The organism is Pseudomonas sp. N-137 (assembly GCF_034555295.1).
In the GTDB taxonomy this organism is placed as follows: domain Bacteria; phylum Pseudomonadota; class Gammaproteobacteria; order Pseudomonadales; family Pseudomonadaceae; genus Aquipseudomonas; species Aquipseudomonas rhizophila.
Genome location: NZ_JAXUDQ010000007.1, coordinates 169,255 through 188,050, shown reverse-complemented (window position 1 = coordinate 188,050; position 18,796 = coordinate 169,255). Strand labels below are relative to the sequence as shown.

15 protein-coding genes and 3 tRNA genes are annotated in these 18,796 nt (G+C 58.3%); 14 read left to right on the top strand and 4 right to left on the bottom strand.

Translation table 11 applies throughout. From position 1 onward, the window contains the following. Positions 1–119 precede the first annotated feature (119 nt). Both T3A99_RS06940 and T3A99_RS06935 read left to right on the top strand, forming a co-directional pair. The gene (locus T3A99_RS06940; RefSeq protein WP_047228501.1) at positions 120–797 is read left to right on the top strand and encodes a peptidase C39 family protein; all 678 of its coding nucleotides are present in this window, start codon (positions 120–122) and stop codon (positions 795–797) included. Positions 798–896: 99 nt separating this feature from the next. Continuing rightward, positions 897–1,100, top strand: coding sequence for a DUF6021 family protein (locus T3A99_RS06935; RefSeq protein ID WP_322834156.1), 204 nt, complete (start codon positions 897–899; stop codon positions 1,098–1,100). Positions 1,101–1,144: 44 nt separating this feature from the next. Here the strand turns inward: T3A99_RS06935 and pbpG are convergent, their stop codons facing one another. After that, positions 1,145–2,083, bottom strand: a complete 939-nt coding sequence (gene pbpG / locus T3A99_RS06930; RefSeq protein ID WP_047228565.1) for a D-alanyl-D-alanine endopeptidase — start codon at positions 2,081–2,083, stop codon at positions 1,145–1,147. A gap of 269 nt (positions 2,084–2,352) precedes the next feature. Beyond that, complete coding sequence (gene folD / locus T3A99_RS06925) at positions 2,353–3,207, bottom strand: bifunctional methylenetetrahydrofolate dehydrogenase/methenyltetrahydrofolate cyclohydrolase FolD (RefSeq protein WP_274090726.1); 855 nt, start codon at positions 3,205–3,207, stop codon at positions 2,353–2,355. 281 nt (positions 3,208–3,488) lie between these two features. Between folD and T3A99_RS06920 the strand changes: the two genes are divergently transcribed. The 11 genes from T3A99_RS06920 (at position 3,489) to T3A99_RS06870 (ending at position 14,190) form a co-directional block, all read left to right on the top strand. After that, a tRNA-Arg gene (locus T3A99_RS06920) sits at positions 3,489–3,565 on the top strand. A gap of 41 nt (positions 3,566–3,606) precedes the next feature. Then, positions 3,607–3,682: transfer RNA gene (locus T3A99_RS06915), tRNA-His, on the top strand. Positions 3,683–3,739: 57 nt separating this feature from the next. Continuing rightward, positions 3,740–3,824, top strand: a tRNA-Leu gene (locus T3A99_RS06910). Between the two features lie 415 nt (positions 3,825–4,239). Then, on the top strand, positions 4,240–5,550 hold the full coding sequence (gene tig / locus T3A99_RS06905; protein ID WP_047228499.1) for a trigger factor: 1,311 nt from the start codon (positions 4,240–4,242) through the stop codon (positions 5,548–5,550). A 93-nt stretch (positions 5,551–5,643) separates the two neighbouring features. After that, on the top strand, positions 5,644–6,285 hold the full coding sequence (clpP, locus tag T3A99_RS06900) for an ATP-dependent Clp endopeptidase proteolytic subunit ClpP (RefSeq protein WP_003183177.1): 642 nt from the start codon (positions 5,644–5,646) through the stop codon (positions 6,283–6,285). A gap of 107 nt (positions 6,286–6,392) precedes the next feature. After that, positions 6,393–7,676 carry an ATP-dependent Clp protease ATP-binding subunit ClpX gene (gene clpX, locus T3A99_RS06895; protein ID WP_047228498.1) on the top strand — a complete coding sequence of 428 codons (1,284 nt, stop codon included), beginning with the start codon at positions 6,393–6,395 and terminating at the stop codon, positions 7,674–7,676. A 161-nt stretch (positions 7,677–7,837) separates the two neighbouring features. Next, a complete protein-coding gene (gene lon, locus T3A99_RS06890) occupies positions 7,838–10,234 on the top strand; it encodes an endopeptidase La (RefSeq protein ID WP_076383967.1) in 2,397 nt (798 codons plus the stop codon). Between the two features lie 148 nt (positions 10,235–10,382). Then, a complete protein-coding gene (locus tag T3A99_RS06885) occupies positions 10,383–10,658 on the top strand; it encodes an HU family DNA-binding protein (protein ID WP_047228496.1) in 276 nt (91 codons plus the stop codon). Positions 10,659–10,883: 225 nt separating this feature from the next. Next, positions 10,884–12,755 (top strand): SurA N-terminal domain-containing protein, encoded by a 1,872-nt coding sequence (locus tag T3A99_RS06880; protein ID WP_076383968.1) that lies wholly within the window; start codon positions 10,884–10,886, stop codon positions 12,753–12,755. Positions 12,756–12,976: 221 nt separating this feature from the next. Continuing rightward, positions 12,977–13,927, top strand: coding sequence for a DUF2242 domain-containing protein (locus tag T3A99_RS06875; protein ID WP_047228494.1), 951 nt, complete (start codon positions 12,977–12,979; stop codon positions 13,925–13,927). Between the two features lie 116 nt (positions 13,928–14,043). Next, positions 14,044–14,190 carry a hypothetical protein gene (locus tag T3A99_RS06870; protein ID WP_171061343.1) on the top strand — a complete coding sequence of 49 codons (147 nt, stop codon included), beginning with the start codon at positions 14,044–14,046 and terminating at the stop codon, positions 14,188–14,190. A 41-nt stretch (positions 14,191–14,231) separates the two neighbouring features. Here the strand turns inward: T3A99_RS06870 and T3A99_RS06865 are convergent, their stop codons facing one another. Next, the gene (locus T3A99_RS06865) at positions 14,232–15,269 is read right to left on the bottom strand and encodes an AraC family transcriptional regulator (protein WP_047228493.1); all 1,038 of its coding nucleotides are present in this window, start codon (positions 15,267–15,269) and stop codon (positions 14,232–14,234) included. Between the two features lie 4 nt (positions 15,270–15,273). Continuing rightward, positions 15,274–16,404 (bottom strand): carbon-nitrogen hydrolase family protein, encoded by a 1,131-nt coding sequence (locus T3A99_RS06860; protein ID WP_076383970.1) that lies wholly within the window; start codon positions 16,402–16,404, stop codon positions 15,274–15,276. Between the two features lie 209 nt (positions 16,405–16,613). Here T3A99_RS06860 and T3A99_RS06855 point away from each other — a divergent pair, with 209 nt between their 5' ends. Next, on the top strand, positions 16,614–18,653 hold the full coding sequence (locus tag T3A99_RS06855; protein WP_107322277.1) for an FAD-dependent oxidoreductase: 2,040 nt from the start codon (positions 16,614–16,616) through the stop codon (positions 18,651–18,653). Positions 18,654–18,796: the final 143 nt, after the last annotated feature.

The following is an 18,796-nucleotide window of genomic DNA, read 5'->3' as shown; positions in this document are numbered from 1 at the left end:
CGCTTCGTTCTATCGCCGCGATGGGACTGCTGTTTAAGGCTATACCCACGTCTGTCTGCACCTTATGATCGACGGCCCTTGCCTGGCCCGATGTCGGGTGCCTTAACAAGAGAGTCCTAATGTTTCCGGTAATTTCCTCTTTTCGATCACTGGTACTGGTGACGGCCTGCCTGGCGGCCCTGGCGGGTTGCGCAGGCAGTGTGTCGCCGCAGATTCAGCGCCTGCCCGAGCGGGTGGAACTCAACAGCGTGCCGTTCTTTCGTGGCGAAATGTACCAGGGTGGCCCCCAGTCGCTGGCCAGCCTCTTGACGCTGCAAGGCACGGTAATCACCCCAGGGCTGCTGGAGAAGCCTCTGCATCTGCCGGAAGGCGAGGCTCATTTGCAGCAGAACCTGCAGACCCTGGCGCGAGAATATGGGCTGGTGGTGTACCCCCTCGACAGCGAACTGCCGGCACTGTTGGAGCAAGTCGCGGCAGGTTATCCCGTGTTGGTGCGCTATACGGAGGGGTCGGCTTTCTGGTCTGGGCCCAGGTACGGCATTCTCGTCGGTTATGACCGCCAAAAGCAGACGGTCTTGCTGCGATCAGGGATGAACCGGCGGCTGCTGATGAGCTTCAGTGGGTTTGAGTCGGCTCTCAAGGATGCTGGAGGCTGGGCGGTATTGGTCCAGCGACCTACGCAGCTCCCGGCCAAGGTAGACTCTCAGCGCTGGCTGAAAGCTGCGGGCGAACTGGCCGGGGCAGGGCAGGAGCAGGCAGCGGCCCGGGCGACTCAAGCCCTGAGCGGCGCACACTGATCTCACCCCCGTTCGTCACTTGTCGGGCACCACCCGCCATGCCAGAGGCTCCTAACCTCAGGGCCGGAATATCCGGCCCATGCTTGCGAGGAGAAAAGCATGGCGCAGTCGAAAACACCTACGGGGCCACATTCTTCCGAACATTCTTCAGGCGATGATTTGGGATTTGATCCCGATTCGCCGGATCTCGGCGATCCTCAAGTCGATCCGATAGGCCCCGCCAAGGCGCCTCTGGCCGAAGAGGATGAGCAGGAAGAGCCCGGTTCCAGAGCGTATGACCCGTTGGGTGATCTAAAACCTTGAATAAACAAAGCCCCGATGAATCGGGGCTTTGTTTGCCTGGTTAATTAATTCGACGCTTCGACTACACCGGTTTGGCGGCTCTTGAGGTTCTTGGCCGCCTTGTATTGAAGGGCCGCGGCAGGGACGCTGGCGCTTTTGCCGGTTTCCACCCAGCTACGGATCCGGCTGGCATCGGCGAAGTGGGTGTATTTCCCAAACGCATCCAGCACCACCAGGGCCATCGGTCGATTGCTCATTTTCGTCACCAGTACCAGGCAGTGGCCGGCCTGATTGGTGAAGCCGGTCTTGGTCAGTTGGATGTCCCAGCCAGCCTTATGGACCAAGTGGTCGGTATTGCGAAAGCCCAGGCTATAAACCGGTTTGCGGAAGGTTACGGTCTTTTCCTTGGTGGTACTCAGTTCGCTCAGCAATGGATATTTGCGTGCCGCGATCAGCAGTTTGGTCAGGTCCCGGGCGGTGGATACGTTGTGAATCGACAGGCCTGTGGGCTCGACATAGTGGGTGCTGCTCATGCCCAGCGCCTTTGCCTTGGCGTTCATGGCCGCGATGAACGCTGCGTACCCGCCCGGGTAGTGGTGGGCGAGGCTGGCGGCGGCGCGGTTCTCCGACGACATCAGGGCAATCAGCAACACGTCCCGGCGTGACAGTTCGCTGTTGAGCTTGACCCGGGAAAATACCCCCTTCATCTCCGGTGTATTGGCGATGGTCATGGAGATGTATTCATTCAGATCCTGCTTGGCATCCAGCACGATCAGACCGGTCATCAATTTGGTCACCGAAGCGATGGGCACCACTACGTCGGGATTGCTGGCATAAACGACTTTATTCGTCTGCAAGTCCAGCAGTATCGCGCTGCCCGAGGCGACTTGCAGTTTTGAGGTGTCTCGCGGGGCGGCGATGGTTTCCTGCGCCTCGACATTCTGCGTGATAAAGGTACCTGTGAAAGCGATGAACAGGCTGAGGATAGAAAGACGGATTTTCACGCGAGTAGACTCGATAGAGTTGAAGGTGCCGTGCAGCAATGGCTTGTTAAAAAAGCGCTGCATTTTATGAGTATGGGCGACGACAGCGCCATATGCCTGTACCGCCGGGGCTTGTGATTAAATAAAGTTTAATGAAGGGCGCAAAAACTCCTGTGGGAGCGACCCTGCTTGCGATAGCGGTGTGTCAGTCAGCATGGATGAAGGCTGAGACAAAGCTATCGCGAGCAGGCTCGCTCCCACAGGGATTGGAACTGCGCTGAAAAGGCGTATCAGCTATGCAGCGTTTCCGCCGCATACAAGGTGTTTTCCAGCAGACAGGCACGGGTCATCGGACCTACGCCGCCAGGGACTGGAGTGATCCAGCCTGCACGGGGCAGGGCGGTTTCGTAGATCACGTCGCCGACCAGCTTGCCATCGTCCTGGCGGTTGATACCCACGTCGATCACGATGGCGCCTTCCTTGATCCACTCGCCCTTCACCAGACCAGGCTTGCCGGCGGCAACGACCACCAGGTCGGCGCGGCCGACGTGTCCAGCCAGGTCCTTGGTAAAGCGATGGGTCACGGTGACGGTGCAGCCGGCCAGCAGCAACTCCATGGCCATCGGACGGCCAACGATGTTGGACGCGCCAACCACCACGGCATCGAGACCGTACAGGTCCACGCCGGTGCTTTCCAGCAACGTCATGATGCCTTTGGGGGTGCAGGGGCGCAGCAGCGGGATACGCTGGGCCAGGCGACCGACATTATAAGGATGGAAGCCGTCGACATCTTTGTCCGGGCGGATACGCTCCAGCAGTTTGGAGGCGTCGAGGTGTTCAGGCAGGGGCAGTTGGAGCAGAACGCCGTCGATGTTCGGGTCGTCGTTCAGGCGATCAATCAGATCAGTCAATGCTTGCTGAGTGGTTTCGGAAGGCAGGTCGTAGGCCTGGGAAAGGAAGCCGACCTCTTCACAGTCTTTACGCTTGTGCGAGACATAAACCTGAGAGGCAGGATCGCTGCCGACCAGGATCACCGCCAGGCCGGGCGTGCGCAGGCCTTGCTGGCGACGCTCGGTGACTCGTTGGGCGATCTGCTGGCGCAGGCTGGCGGCGATCGATTTGCCGTCGATAAGTTGTGCAGTCATTGCGCGTGGTTAACCATCGAGAGGGGAAAAAAAGAGAACGCATTCTCGCATGCCGAGGCGTGAGGGCAAAGGCGCTTGGTCTGCAAATTCCCCTAACCCCTTTAATTAAATGAATTTTTTTTAAAAAAGAGTTGACGACCTATCAGGCCGTCTATAACATTCGTCGCACTTGTCGGGCACAGCCTAGCACTGGTTAAGAAGGTGGAGCAGAGTTGGTTGTTTTAACTCGGTAACACTGAAAGCACTTAGTTTGTAATCGTCCAAGAATACAGATTAAAAAGGCGCCCGTAGCTCAGCTGGATAGAGCATCCGCCTTCTAAGCGGATGGTCGCAGGTTCGAGTCCTGCCGGGTGCGCCAATTAGGCAGCTTTGGCACAAGTAAGGCAACAAGGCAATATGGTGGGCGTAGCTCAGTTGGTAGAGCACGGGATTGTGACTCCCGTTGTCGTGGGTTCGATCCCCATCGTCCACCCCATATTCTAGAAAGGCGCCAGATTAACAGTCTGGCGCCTTTGCTTTAAAAGCTTGATACGCGGATGTGGTGGAATTGGTAGACACACTGGATTTAGGTTCCAGCGCCGCAAGGTGTGAGAGTTCGAGTCTCTCCGTCCGCACCATACAAGTCGCTATTTAAATAGCAGAGAACGGCGCAGTACCTGAAGAGGGCTGCGCCGTTTTTGTATTCATGATTTTTTGTCGCCGACCCTGGTTCAGGGTTGTGCGGGGTGCTCGGGTCGTCACGATTGTGTTTCCTGATGATGCGCGGCATGCCCGTTGGTCTCCTCGCGAGACCGGATGCCGGGCGCGCGGGTTTGCTGCTCCTATATATAGAAGCATTGACCCAGAGCCTTGCAGCGACCGACTGTATTTGCAATCCGGGCGAGGCATGACCGTATGTCCGCTCCTAAATTCGGCGCCTGTTTCCAGCCCTTTTTCAGTAGGGTGACTTCTTGAGTTTGACCTACTAGAATGCATGCCCTTGATTCTGGGGTCGGAAACGCCCGGCCAACGTCTGTGCAACGAGGAATATCCATGCAAGTTTCTGTTGAAAATACTTCTGCTCTTGAGCGCCGCATGAGCATCACCGTGCCGGCTGAGCGCATCGAGACTCAGGTCAACAAGCGTCTGCAGCAGACTGCCCAAAAGGCCAAAATCCCAGGTTTCCGCCCAGGCAAAGTGCCAATGAGCGTGATCCGTCAGCGTTATGAAGCTGACGCACGTCAGGAAGCCGTGGGCGATGTGATCCAGTCTTCGTTCTACGAAGCGGTCGTCGAGCAGAAGCTGAACCCGGCCGGTGCTCCGTCCGTCGAGCCTAAAGTGCTGGAAAAGGGCAAGGACCTGGAGTTCATCGCCACGTTCGAAGTGTTCCCTGAGTTCACGGTTGCCGGTTTCGAGTCCATCTCCGTCGAGCGTCTGAGCGCCGATGTTTCGGATGCCGACCTGGACAAGATGCTGGACATCCTGCGCAAGCAGAACACCCGTTTCGAAGTGGCCGATCGTGCTGCCCAGAACGAAGATCAACTGAACATCGATTTCGTCGGCAAGGTCGACGGTGAAGTGTTCGCCGGTGGTTCCGCCAAGGCTACTCAGCTGGTGCTGGGCTCTGGCCGCATGATCCCTGGCTTCGAAGATGGCCTGGTTGGCGCCAAGGCCGGTGAAGAGCGCGTTCTGAACCTGACCTTCCCTGAGGACTATCAGAACCTGGACCTGGCTGGTAAATCCGCCGAGTTCACCGTGACCGTCAACAGCGTTTCCGAGCCGAAACTGCCAGAGCTGAACGAAGAGTTCTTCGCCCAGTTCGGCATCAAGGAAACCGGTCTGGAAGGTTTCCGCGCCGAAGTTCGCAAGAACATGGAGCGTGAGCTGCGTCAGGCCATCAAGTCCAAGGTCAAGAACCAGGTCATGGACGGTCTGCTGGCCTCCAACCCGATCGAAGTGCCAAAGGCTCTGCTGGACAACGAAGTGAACCGTCTGCGTGTACAGGCTGTTCAACAGTTCGGCGGCAACATCAAGCCGGATCAACTGCCCGCTGAGCTGTTCGAAGAGCAAGCCAAGCGCCGCGTTGTGCTGGGCCTGATCGTTGCTGAAGTGGTCAAGCAGTTCGAACTCAAGCCTGACGAAGCCCGCGTTCGCGAGCTGATCCAGGAAATGGCTTCGGCCTATCAGGAGCCTGAGCAAGTCGTGTCCTGGTACTACAAGAACGACCAGCAACTGAACGAAGTCCGTTCGGTTGTGCTGGAAGAACAAGTTGTGGATACTGTTCTGCAGAAAGCTAGCGTGACCGATAAAGCGGTCTCTTACGAAGAAGCGGTCAAGCCGGTGGAAGCTCCACAAGCCGATTGATCGTTCTGCGGTAAGAAATACACACCCATAAGCCAGCCTTCGCGCTGGCTTATGCGTATTCAAGACATAACTATTTGGGAGTGACTGCGAGACATGTCCCGCAATTCTTTTTATCAGCAGAGCTCTGACATCCAAGCCGCAGGCGGCCTGGTCCCGATGGTTATCGAGCAGTCTGCCCGTGGCGAACGTGCCTATGACATCTACTCGCGTCTGCTCAAGGAACGCGTCATCTTCCTGATCGGCCCCGTTGAAGACTACATGGCCAACCTGGTTGCGGCGCAACTGCTGTTCCTTGAAGCGGAAAACCCGGACAAGGATATCCATCTGTACATCAACTCACCTGGTGGCTCGGTGACAGCAGGCATGTCGATCTACGACACCATGCAGTTCATCAAGCCTGACGTTTCCACCATCTGCATCGGCCAGGCCTGCAGCATGGGCGCATTCCTGCTCGCCGGTGGCGCAGCGGGCAAGCGTCACTGCCTGCCTAATTCGCGCATGATGATTCACCAGCCGTTGGGTGGTTTCCAGGGGCAGGCGTCGGATATCGACATCCATGCCAAGGAAATCCTCCACATTCGTTCGCGCCTGAACTCGCTGCTGGCCCATCACACCGGCCAAAGCCTCGAAACCATTGAGCGTGACACCGAGCGTGACAACTTCATGAGCGCTGAGCGTGCGGCCGAATATGGCCTGATCGACTCCGTGATCAACAAGCGTCAAATGCCTGCCTAAGCCGCTCAAAATGCAGGTGGTTGGGATGACCGGCCGCCTGCGGGCTTGAAAAAGCCCGCAATTGCCTTCATCTTGTGTTGCAAGCCTATCGGATTTGGATCGATCGAATGACTGACACCCGCAACGGCGAGGACAACGGCAAACTGCTTTATTGCTCCTTCTGTGGCAAAAGCCAGCATGAAGTACGCAAATTGATTGCCGGCCCCTCGGTCTTCATTTGCGACGAGTGCGTCGACCTGTGCAATGACATCATCCGCGAGGAGGTGCAGGAAGCCCAGGCCGAAAGCAGCGCGCATAAGTTGCCTTCGCCTAAAGAAATCAGCGGCATCCTTGATCAATATGTCATTGGTCAGGAGCGCGCGAAAAAGGTACTGGCCGTAGCGGTGTACAACCACTACAAGCGCCTGAACCAACGTGACAAAAAGAATGACGAGGTCGAGCTCGGCAAGAGCAACATCCTGCTGATCGGCCCGACAGGCTCGGGTAAAACCCTGCTTGCCGAAACCCTGGCCCGTTTGCTGAACGTTCCGTTCACCATCGCCGACGCAACCACCCTTACCGAGGCGGGTTATGTGGGTGAGGATGTCGAGAACATCATTCAGAAACTGCTGCAGAAGTGCGATTACGATGTGGAAAAGGCCCAGATGGGTATCGTCTACATCGACGAAATCGACAAGATTTCCCGCAAGTCCGACAACCCGTCCATCACCCGGGATGTTTCCGGCGAGGGCGTGCAGCAGGCCTTGCTCAAGCTGATCGAAGGTACCGTGGCTTCCGTTCCGCCTCAGGGTGGTCGCAAGCATCCGCAGCAGGAGTTCCTGCAGGTCGACACGCGTAACATTCTGTTCATCTGCGGTGGCGCGTTCTCCGGCCTGGAAAAGGTTATTCAAAACCGTTCCACCCGTGGCGGCATTGGTTTCAACGCCGAAGTGCGCAGTAAGGAAGAGGGTAAGAAGGTCGGTGAATCCCTGCGTGAAGTCGAACCTGATGATTTGGTCAAGTTCGGTCTGATCCCGGAATTCGTGGGTCGCTTGCCGGTCCTGGCGACACTGGACGAGTTGGATGAAGCTGCACTGATGCAGATTCTGACCGAGCCGAAGAATGCCCTGACCAAGCAATATGCCAAGCTGTTCGAAATGGAAGGTGTAGACCTGGAGTTCCGTTCCGACGCGCTGAAATCGGTTGCCAAACGAGCCCTGGAGCGTAAAACCGGTGCCCGTGGGTTGCGCTCGATTCTGGAAGGCGTATTGCTCGACACGATGTATGAGATCCCCTCGCAGTCTGAGGTGAGTAAAGTCGTGATCGATGAAAGCGTTATAGAAGGTAAGTCCAAGCCTTTGTATATCTACGAAAACAAAGAGCCGGCTGCCAAGGCCGCGCCGGACGCTTAAGCGTCCCGGTGCCGGAATAAAGAAGGGGCCTTCGGGCCCCTTTGCTTTTTGCGCGTTTTAGACGTGTCTTTGCGCTTGTTTTTTTTCAAGGCTGCCCCCATCTTGGTTTCAAGCTTACTTCCATCTGTTTCCGGCCTTGTGGCCGCCGTAGAGGCGAAATCATGAAAACAACCATCGAATTGCCTCTCCTGCCATTGCGTGATGTCGTGGTTTATCCGCACATGGTTATCCCGCTGTTCGTGGGGCGCGAGAAGTCTATCGAAGCCCTCGAGGCTGCGATGACGGGTGACAAGCAGATTCTTCTGTTGGCGCAGAGAAATCCTGCTGACGATGATCCCGGCGAAGACGCACTTTATCGCGTAGGCACAATTGCAACAGTTCTGCAGCTGCTCAAGCTGCCCGACGGCACCGTCAAGGTCCTGGTCGAAGGTGAGCAGCGTGGCACGGTCGAGCGTTTCAGCGAAGTGGACGGCCATTGCCGGGCCGAAGTGTCGCTGATCGACGAAGTGGACGCGCCCGAGCGTGAGTCTGAGGTGTTTGTCCGCAGTCTTCTGTCGCAGTTCGAACAATACGTGCAGTTGGGCAAGAAGGTGCCTGCTGAGGTCCTGTCGTCGCTTAACAGCATCGACGAACCTGGGCGGCTGGTCGATACGATGGCGGCCCACATGGCCCTCAAGATCGAGCAGAAGCAGGAAATTCTCGAAATCATCGATTTGTCTGCCCGTGTCGAACACGTGCTGGCACTGCTGGATGGCGAAATCGACCTACTGCAGGTCGAGAAGCGCATTCGTGGTCGCGTCAAGAAGCAGATGGAGCGTAGCCAGCGCGAGTACTACCTGAATGAGCAGATGAAGGCCATTCAGAAGGAACTTGGCGATGGTGACGAAGGGCACAACGAAATCGAAGAGCTGAAAAAGCGCATCGATGCTGCGGGCCTGCCCAAGGATGCACTTGCCAAGGCCCAGGCCGAGCTGAACAAGCTCAAGCAAATGTCGCCTATGTCTGCCGAAGCCACTGTGGTGCGCTCCTATATCGACTGGCTGGTTCAGGTGCCTTGGAAGGCGCAAAGCAAGGTCCGTCTGGACCTGGCCCGCGCCGAAGATATTCTCGATGCCGACCATTACGGTCTGGAAGAGGTCAAGGAACGTATCCTCGAATACCTCGCCGTGCAAAAACGCGTGAAGAAAATTCGCGGGCCGGTACTGTGCCTGGTGGGGCCTCCCGGGGTCGGTAAAACATCGCTGGCAGAGTCGATTGCCCACGCGACCAATCGTAAATTCGTGCGCATGGCCCTCGGTGGCGTGCGCGATGAAGCGGAAATTCGGGGGCATCGCCGCACTTATATCGGGTCGATGCCAGGAAGATTGATTCAAAAGATGACTAAGGTTGGCGTGCGCAATCCGCTGTTTCTTTTGGATGAAATCGACAAGATGGGCAGCGATATGCGCGGCGATCCCGCTTCTGCGCTGCTCGAAGTGCTCGATCCGGAGCAGAATCACAATTTCAACGATCACTATCTGGAGGTCGACTACGACCTGTCGGACGTGATGTTCCTCTGCACCTCCAACTCCATGAACATTCCGCCAGCACTGCTGGACCGGATGGAGGTGATCCGTCTGCCGGGCTACACCGAAGACGAGAAGATCAACATCGCCGTCAAATACCTTTCGCCCAAGCAGATCCAGGCCAACGGCCTGAAAAAAGGCGAGCTGGAATTTGACGAGGAAGCGATTCGCGACATTATCCGCTACTACACTCGCGAGGCGGGTGTGCGTGGTCTGGAGCGGCAAATTGCCAAGGTCTGCCGCAAGGCGGTCAAAGAGCATGCGCTGGAAAAACGCTTCGCGGTCAAGGTTACTTCGGACCTGCTGGAGCACTTCCTGGGTGTTCGCAAGTTCCGCTACGGCCTCGCCGAGCAGCAGGATCAGATTGGTCAGGTGACTGGCCTTGCGTGGACTCAGGTCGGTGGCGAGTTGCTGACTATCGAAGCGGCCGTAGTACCGGGCAAGGGTCAACTGATCAAGACCGGTTCGCTAGGCGATGTGATGGTCGAGTCGATCACCGCAGCGCTGACGGTCGTGCGCAGCCGCGCCCGGAGCCTGGGCATCCCCCTGGACTTCCACGAGAAGCGCGACACCCATATCCACATGCCTGAAGGGGCTACGCCCAAGGACGGCCCGAGCGCCGGCGTAGGCATGTGCACGGCCCTGGTATCCGCGCTGACCGGCATTCCTGTGCGCGCCGACGTCGCCATGACGGGTGAAATCACCCTGCGTGGCCAGGTATTGGCCATCGGCGGTCTGAAGGAAAAACTGCTGGCGGCTCACCGTGGCGGGATCAAGATCGTGATCATTCCCGAGGAGAATGTCCGCGATTTGAAGGAGATTCCTGACAACATTAAGCAGGATCTTCAGATCAAACCGGTTAAATGGATTGACGAGGTCCTGCAAATTGCGCTGCAATACGCGCCGGAGCCCTTGCCGGATGTGGCTCCGGAGATAGTCGCGAAGGAAGACAAGCGAGAGTCTGACTCTAAGGAAAGAATTAGCACGCATTAATACGCATTTGCCTGGGGGGCTTCCTTGACAGTTTTTTAGAGCCCTTGTTATAAAGCGGCTCTTAAGTGTCTGTAGGCCATTCAGCACTCGTTTTTGCTTTCACCAAAAAAACTTAGAATCATCTCAAATAGATATAAGGGGACTTAGAGTGAACAAGTCGGAACTGATTGATGCTATCGCTGCATCCGCTGATATCCCGAAAGCTGCTGCTGGCCGTGCGCTGGACGCTGTAATCGAATCCGTCACTGGCGCTCTCAAGGCCGGCGACTCCGTAGTTCTGGTTGGTTTCGGCACCTTCTCCGTGACTGATCGCCCAGCGCGTACCGGCCGCAACCCGCAGACCGGCCAAACGCTGGAAATCCCTGCTGCCAAAAAGCCTGGTTTCAAAGCTGGCAAGGCATTGAAAGAAGCTGTTAACGACTAAGGTTTCACCGAGTTTATCCGGGTCGGGGTCATGCCTGGCTTGGCAGCGGAGCGGTCATACAGCCGGTTTGTAGCCGGTGTGTCACGCCAGGACTCGCGGGTTTGAGTCCGGTCCGCTCCGCCAGTTACGAGAAGGCGCATCCTCGGATGCGCCTTTCTTCTATCCGGATTCTACCCACGCTCCACGGTTGCCTAAATTTGAAGTTCAACCGTTTCTGGGGGACGCATGCTGCAGAATATCAGGGACAATTCACAAGGCTGGATTGCCAAAACCATCATCGGGGTCATCGTCGTATTGATGGCGTTGACCGGTTTCGATGCCATTTTTCAAGCTACCACCAACAGTAATGACGCAGCCAAGGTCAACGGCGAAGAGATCAGCCAGAACGAGCTGAGCCAGGCGGTCGACATGCAACGCCGCCAGCTCATGCAACAGCTGGGCAAGGATTTCGACGCTTCGTTGCTGGACGAAAAAATGCTGCGCGACTCAGCGCTCAAAGGCCTGATCGATCGCAAGCTGTTGCTGCAAGGCGCGCAAGATTCGAAATTCGCTTTCTCCGAAGCGGCGCTGGATCAAGTGATCCTGCAAACGCCTGAGTTTCAGGTCGATGGCAAATTCAGCGCCGAGCGTTTCGATCAGGTGATCCGCCAGCTGGGTTACAGCCGCATGCAATTTCGTCAGATGCTGGCTCAGGAGATGCTGATCGGCCAGTTGCGCGCAGGTCTGGCGGGGAGTGGTTTTGTCACCGACGCCCAGGTGTTGGCCTTCGCCCGTCTGGAAAAACAGACCCGGGATTTCGCCACCTTGAATATCCAGGCCGACTCGTCGACGGTCAAACTGACCGATGATGAGGTCAAGGCTTACTACGATAAGCATGCCAAGGAATTCATGACGCCCGACCAGGTGGTCATCGACTACCTTGAGCTGAAGAAGGCTTCTTTCTTCGATCAGGTCAGCGTCAAGGATGAAGACCTGCAAGCGGCCTATCAGAAAGAAATCGCGAACCTGTCCGAACAGCGTCGTGCTGCGCACATCCTGATCGAAGTGAACGACAAGGTCACCGAAGCCCAGGCCAAGGCGAAGATCGAAGAGATTCAGGCTCGTTTGGCCAAAGGCGAATCGTTTGAGGCGTTGGCCAAGGAGTTCTCCCAGGACCCAGGTTCGGCGAACAGCGGCGGCGATCTCGGTTATGCCGGTCCGGGTGTCTACGATCCGGAGTTCGAAAAGGCTCTGTATGCGTTGAGCAAGGATCAGGTATCGGCACCGGTGCGTACCGATTTCGGTTTTCACCTGATCAAGTTGTTGGGAGTCGAAGCGCCTGAAGTGCCAACGTTTGCCAGCCTCAAGGACAAGCTTGTTCGCGAGCTGAAAACCCAGCAGGTTGAGCAGCGTTTCGTGGAGGCGACCAAGCAACTGGAGGATGCCTCTTTCGAAGCCTCCGACCTGGCACAGCCGGCTCAGGACCTGAAACTGACCGTCCACACTTCGGCGCCGTTCGGCCGTGAGGGTGGGGAGGGGATCGCGGCCAACCGCGCCGTGGTGAGCGCCGCGTTCAGCCCGGAGGTACTGGATGAGGGTGCAAACAGCACCGCCATCGAGCTGGACCCGGAAACCGTGGTGGTGCTGCGTGCCAAGGAGCACCGCAAGCCCGAGCAAATGCCACTGGAAAGCGTGGACGGGGCCATTCGCGCTCAACTGGCGAAGGAACATGCCAGTGCGGCGGCCAAGACCCGGGCCGAGGAGTTGATTGCCGGTTTGCGCGATGGCAAGACGGCCCTGGATCAACCTGTCGACGGTCAGAAATGGAAGGTCATCGAGGCGGCGACTCGAAGCCAGGAAGGGATTGATCCGGCGGTGTTGCAGGCATTGTTCCGGATGCCTAAACCCGAATCGAAAGACAAGCCGACGTTCAGCAGTGTGACGTTGCCCGATGGCAGTCTGGTCATCGTGCGCTTGAACGGCGTGAACGAAGCGGCGGCACCGAGCGATGAGGAGAAGGCGCAATACCGCCGTTATCTCGCTTCTCGTGTCGGCCAGCAGGACTTCGCTGCCTATCGCAAGCAGTTGGAGAGTGAGGCGGACATCGAGCGCTTCTAAGTGCTCTGATGGTTTGCCCCACAACGACCCGGCCGAAAGGCCGGGTTTTTTGTGTCTGCTTGTTGCATCGGGCAGTATCTTCGTCGCTCCACCGAATTCGCGTCTTTTTCCCGCAAATAACCCCCAGTAGACTTGTAACCCGTTTGAGACAAGATTAGCCACGCGGCCTGGCAGCGTTCTGTTGCACAATACGCCCCGGATCGTTTTCCTCAGGATGTTCAATGTTCAAATCATTCCCTATGCGCACCGTCGGGCTGGCACTGGTGCTGGCCGCTGCAGCCGGTTGCTCGTCGAAGAAAACAGCTATCTACGAGCATGAAAACTTCGATGACTCCGGTACGTTCTCGCGTTCCTATTCAGTGAATGATGCGGCGACCTGCGAAGCCGGGCGCCGGGCATTGCTCAGCCAGGGCTACATCATTACCAGTAGCGATCCGAAGCTGGTCAGCGGTCACAAGAGTTTTCAGCAGACCGGCGAAACCCATATGGAGATCAGCTTCAATCTGGTCTGTGCGCAAGACAGTGGTCCCGGACACCGTGCGACCATGTTTGCCAACGCCTTGCAGGACCGTTATGCGCTGAAAAAAACCAACAACTCCGCCAGCTTGGGCGTGGGGGTGCTGGGATCGGTGTCGATGCCGATCGGCTCGTCCGATGATTCGATGGTCAAGGTCGCCAGCGAAACCGTGTCGTCGGCGAAGTTCTATGAGCGTTTCTTTGCCCTCGTGGAGTTGTTCCTGCCTCCCGAGGCGAAGAAACCCGTGGAAGAAACCGAAAAACCCAAGGCTGAGCTTGGCGTTCCGGAACCCCAGGTCGAGCCGGCGGCGTTGTCACCGGTTTCTACTCCGGAGCCGACACCGATGCCTGTTCCTGCACCAGAGCCGGCACCGATTCCTGTACCTGCTCTTGCTCCAGAGCCGGAGCCGGCTCCCGAATCGGCTCCCGAACCGGCACCAGCACCAGTCGCGCCGGTGGAGGAGGCCACGCCCGCGCCTGCCGAGACTTCTCCGGCCAGTTCGGAGCCGGTCGCGCCGCCGGCGGAGCCCGCGCCCATCGCACCCAGCGAGCCTCAACTATCAGAGCCTGAGTCGTCGACGCAAGCCATTACACCGCCACCCTCCAGCGCCTTGCCGGCCCCCTCCGAGCCGATCCAGCCGCTTCCCGCCTCTTGATGCTCAGTGGCAAGGGTGGAAATCCCTTGCCACACCTGCACGCAGTAATTTCCCAGCGCTGTGCTACGTTTAATTCATGAAGCTTTTGCTTCATGTTTTGTTCATAAAGCGGCTTTATGCTGATTCCAGCGCCATCAGGCATCGGTTTCAACGTTACGTTATGGGAAGGATTCAAGATGGATGATTATCAGGAAGAGCTGCTGGAATATCAGGCGTATGAGCTTGATCCCCTGGAACCCGCCGAGGATGCGACAGAGCTGTAAATCCGCTAAAAACGACACGTTATCAGCGGCAGGTTTGCAGCCTAACTGCTTCTACGACTGCGCCGAAACTCGCCCGGAGTCTGGTTGTTCCAGCGCTTGAAGGCGCGTTGAAAGGCTTCCGCTGAGGCGAACCCCAGCAGGTACGCGATTTCACCGAACGCCAGTTCAGTGTCGCGAATGTAGGTCATAGCCAGGTCGCGGCGAGTGTCGTTGAGGATTGCGCGAAATTGCGTGCCTTCTTCGGCCAGTTTGCGACGCAGTGTCCAGGTCGGCAGCTTCAGACGCGCCGCCACTTCTTCCAGGTCGGGTTCCCGACCGCCGTTGAGCAAGGGCCCCAGCAGTTGGATGATGCGCTCGCGCAGGCTGCGGGTGCGCGTCAATTGCTCCAGTTCCCGTTCACACAACTGAACCAGGTGTCGCCAGGTGCCGGGGCAATGTTGGGGGTTGCGTTGGGCGAGACTGTCGAGTCCCAGGCGTAGCTGATTATGTTCGGCACCGAACTGGATCGGGCAGTCACCGAGCGCGCGATAGGCCTCCAGGTATGCCGGTGCTTCGAACTCGATTTCCACCCGTTCAGCCCTCAACGCGACAGCACTCACGCAGGACAGCTGCGCCAGCCAGCCGGCGATGATCGAATCCACGACGAAGCGGTTGTAGGCGTTATAGGGGCTGATGGAATAGAACCGCAGCCACGCGCCTCGGGCATCTTCATGAAAACTCGACTGACCGCGATAGTTGGAGCCGTACAGCGGCTCGAAGCGGATCATGCACCGCGCGGCTTCGCGCACCGTCGGTGCCTGGGCCGCCGTCACGCCTGCCAGCCCGGCCTGGCTCAAGCGGCTAAGTTGGCCCATGCGCAAACCCAAGGCAGGGTCCTGGGTCTGTTGGATGGCGGCGTGCCCCAGGCGCATGTAGCGCGGGATCGACAGACGAGCACCGGGCTCGGCCAGGCGTGCCGCATCCAGACCGTATTGTTCAAGCAAAGGCTGGGGGTCGTGGCCATGGCTGGCAACCGCGTCGGCCAGGCTATGGACGAAGCTGACTGACAAGTCTCCCAGTCGCATCGGTTGCGGTTTCATGGTGTTACAGCCACAGGTTCAGCAGACGGGCGCCACGAGCTTCACCGTCGGGAAAATGCTCGCCGTCATGGCTGATGAAACTCTGCCCGGCGTTACCGTTGTCCCAGAACTGACCTCGCAGGAAGACACTGACGCCGCCCCTGGCCTGGCTGCTGGGCGGCTGGCTGGTCAGTGTCAGGCGATGCCAGGCCTGGCCTTCACTCACTTCCCCAGGCTTGAGGCTGACTTCGCTCGGTGTGGACAGGCCCCTATAGCCACCCCAGGGTTTTTCCCAGGTATGGCGACCGTTGACAAAGGCAGGCACTGCCACCAATTGCGCCCCCTGTTCATTCAACTGCCGATAATGAACCGGGTACCAACTGTCGCTGCCGATCAGCACGCCCAGGCGACCGGCAGGGGTGTCGACGACGCTGATTGTGTCCGGATGGTCTGGCCCCAGCACGCCCTGTTGCTCGAACATGGGGTGCTGTTGGCGCTGTGGCTGGCCCAGCGGCCGACCGTCGCGGCCGAACACCACGCTACTGTTGTACAACGGGCCCCGGCCAACTTTCAGTTGGCCATCGCTGACGCTTGGCTCGGGCAGCACGATGGAGCCGGCCACCAGAGTCACGCCGAACTCCTTGGCGAGTCCGCCGAACAGTGCCTGGTAGTCACGGGCCATGGTGTCGGCTTTCATGCGCAGGTAAGCATCGTCCAGCCGGTTGTCACCTTTTGCGCTGACCAGCGCCTGGATGAACGCCAGCGGGTTGCTGACCGCCAGCCAGTTCATCGCTTCCTTCAACGTGGCGGCCTGATACAACTCGTCTTTTTCCCCGGCGATCATCAACCAGGTGCCAATGTGCTCGGGCAAGACCACCACGGTTTTGTCATTGAGCAAGCCCAGGTCACGAGCGGTTTGCAAATAGGCCGCCAGTTTGCGGTGCAGGCGTTCGGGGCTCTGGTAGTCGGTGGGGAACAGTTCGGGCTGGATGCCCAGCAAGTTGCCTTGATCGGCAGGGGTGCCCTGGTTCACCGCCAGGTTGATGCGAAGGTCTGACAGGTAATGACCCGCCGGACGATCCACCGTCCACAGTGCGTAGGTGATCAGGGCGGCAATCAAGGCCAGTGACAACAGCAAGTACAGAAATTTGCGCATGGGGAACAGTCAGCGGCCGTGTGCGGATTCACTGACTAGGGTAGGGCCCACGATGGGGTGTTGCCAAGGGGCGTTGCGCATTTGGATCATTAAGTTGTCAGTTACGGCCATTGAGCACGCAGCTTCCCGCTCTTAGGCTGTCTGGCATGACTGATGGAAGCCGCAGAGCCTCCGCATTTTTTCCGTGATCGCCCGTTGTGGAGTTATCGATGACCACCCCTCATTACCCGCACCTGCTGGCCCCGCTGGACCTGGGTTTTACCACGTTGCGCAATCGCACCCTGATGGGGTCGATGCACACGGGTCTTGAAGAAAAGCCCGGTGGTTTCGAGCGCATGGCGGCGTATTTTGCCGAGCGCGCTCGTGGCGGCGTGGGGCTGATGGTCACCGGCGGAATCGGGCCGAATGACGAGGGCGGCGTTTACTCCGGCGCGGCCAAGCTGACCACCGAGGAAGAAGCCCTCAAGCACCAGATTGTGACCCGTGCCGTACATGAGGCCGGCGGCAAGATCTGCATGCAGATTCTCCACGCCGGGCGCTATGCCTACAGCCCCAAGCAGGTGGCGCCGAGCGCGATCCAGGCACCGATCAACCCGTTCAAGCCCAAGGAGCTGGACGAAGAGGGCATCGAAAAGCAGATCAGTGATTTTGTCACCTGTTCGGTCCTGGCCCAGAAAGCCGAGTACGACGGTGTCGAGATCATGGGCTCGGAAGGTTATTTCATTAACCAGTTCCTGGCGGCCCATACCAACCACCGCACCGATCGCTGGGGCGGCAGCTATGAAAACCGCATGCGCCTGCCGGTGGAAATCGTGCGTCGGGTGCGTGAGGCGGTCGGCCCCAACTTCATCATTATCTTTCGCCTGTCGATGCTCGACCTGGTGGAAGGTGGCAGCAGTTGGGATGAAATCGTTCAGTTGGCCAAAGCCATCGAGCAGGCCGGGGCGACGATCATCAACACCGGTATCGGCTGGCACGAGGCGCGGATTCCTACCATCGCCACCAAGGTTCCGCGGGCGGCGTTCAGCAAGGTCACAGCCAAACTGCGCGGCTCAGTGAGTATTCCGCTGATCACCACCAACCGCATCAACACCCCGGAAGTGGCCGAGCAGATCCTGGCCGAAGGCGACGCCGATATGGTGTCCATGGCGCGGCCTTTCCTGGCCGATCCGGAGTTCGTCAACAAGGCTGCCGCCGGGCGCGCGGATGAAATCAATACCTGCATCGGCTGTAACCAGGCCTGTCTGGACCATACCTTTGGCGGCAAGCTCACCAGTTGCCTGGTGAACCCGCGGGCGTGCCATGAAACCGAGCTCAATTACTTGCCGGTCACCGAGGTGAAAAAAATCGCTGTGGTCGGTGCCGGTCCGGCCGGTTTGTCCGCTGCTACCGTGGCGGCCGAACGGGGTCATCAGGTGACGCTGTTCGATTCGGCCAGCGAAATTGGTGGCCAGTTCAATATCGCCAAGCGGGTGCCGGGCAAGGAAGAGTTCTTCGAAACCCTGCGTTATTTCAAGCGCAAGTTGCAGACCAGCCACGTCGAGCTGTGCCTCAACACGCGGGTGGATGTCGCGCAATTGGTCGCGGGCGGTTTTGACGAGATCATCCTGGCCACCGGTATCGCACCGCGAGTGCCGGCGATTCCCGGGGTGGAGCATGCCAAGGTCCTCAGCTACCTGGATGTGATTCTGGAGCGCAAGCCAGTGGGCCGCAGCGTCGCGGTGATCGGGGCCGGCGGTATCGGCTTCGACGTGTCGGAGTTCCTGGTCCACCAAGGGGTTGCCACCAGCCAGGACCGTGAAGCGTTCTGGAAAGAATGGGGGATCGATACCCTGCTCCAGGCGCGCGGCGGTGTGGCGGGTATCAAAGCCGAGCCCCATGCCCCGGCGCGGCAAGTGTTCCTGTTGCAGCGCAAGAAATCCAAGGTGGGCGACGGCCTGGGCAAGACCACCGGCTGGATTCACCGCACGGGCCTGAAGAACAAGCAGGTGCAGATGCTCAACAGCGTCGAGTACCTGAAAATCGATGACGAAGGCTTGCACATCCGCATCGGTGAAACCGGCGAGCCGCAGGTGCTGGCCGTGGATAACATCGTGATCTGCGCCGGCCAGGATCCGTTGCGTGAGTTGCAGCAAGGCCTGGAAGCCGCAGGGCAAACCGTCCACCTCATTGGCGGTGCCGACGTAGCGGCAGAACTGGATGCCAAGCGGGCGATCAATCAGGGTTCGCGATTGGCGGCGCAGTTGTAAGACACCGAATCTGTGGGCGCCTGGATCCACTGTGGGAGCGAGCCTGCTCGCGATAGCGATGAGTCAGTTGCATGAGTGTTTACTGACCCACCGCCATCGCGAGCAGGCTCGCTCCCACAAGGGGTTGCAATGAACACAGGCAC

Excerpts from the sequence above, each read along its gene's own strand:
- T3A99_RS06940 (WP_047228501.1), top strand. The coding sequence starts at position 120 with ATGTTTCCGGTAATTTCCTCTTTTCGATCACTGGTACTGGTGACGGCC.
- T3A99_RS06935 (WP_322834156.1), top strand. The coding sequence starts at position 897 with ATGGCGCAGTCGAAAACACCTACGGGGCCACATTCTTCCGAACATTCT.
- folD (WP_274090726.1), bottom strand. The coding sequence starts at position 3,207 with ATGACTGCACAACTTATCGACGGCAAATCGATCGCCGCCAGCCTGCGC.
- tig (WP_047228499.1), top strand. The coding sequence starts at position 4,240 with ATGCAAGTTTCTGTTGAAAATACTTCTGCTCTTGAGCGCCGCATGAGC.
- clpP (WP_003183177.1), top strand. The coding sequence starts at position 5,644 with ATGTCCCGCAATTCTTTTTATCAGCAGAGCTCTGACATCCAAGCCGCA.
- clpX (WP_047228498.1), top strand. The coding sequence starts at position 6,393 with ATGACTGACACCCGCAACGGCGAGGACAACGGCAAACTGCTTTATTGC.
- lon (WP_076383967.1), top strand. The coding sequence starts at position 7,838 with ATGAAAACAACCATCGAATTGCCTCTCCTGCCATTGCGTGATGTCGTG.
- T3A99_RS06880 (WP_076383968.1), top strand. The coding sequence starts at position 10,884 with ATGCTGCAGAATATCAGGGACAATTCACAAGGCTGGATTGCCAAAACC.
- T3A99_RS06875 (WP_047228494.1), top strand. The coding sequence starts at position 12,977 with ATGTTCAAATCATTCCCTATGCGCACCGTCGGGCTGGCACTGGTGCTG.
- T3A99_RS06870 (WP_171061343.1), top strand. The coding sequence starts at position 14,044 with ATGCTGATTCCAGCGCCATCAGGCATCGGTTTCAACGTTACGTTATGG.
- T3A99_RS06865 (WP_047228493.1), bottom strand. The coding sequence starts at position 15,269 with ATGAAACCGCAACCGATGCGACTGGGAGACTTGTCAGTCAGCTTCGTC.
- T3A99_RS06860 (WP_076383970.1), bottom strand. The coding sequence starts at position 16,404 with ATGCGCAAATTTCTGTACTTGCTGTTGTCACTGGCCTTGATTGCCGCC.
- T3A99_RS06855 (WP_107322277.1), top strand. The coding sequence starts at position 16,614 with ATGACCACCCCTCATTACCCGCACCTGCTGGCCCCGCTGGACCTGGGT.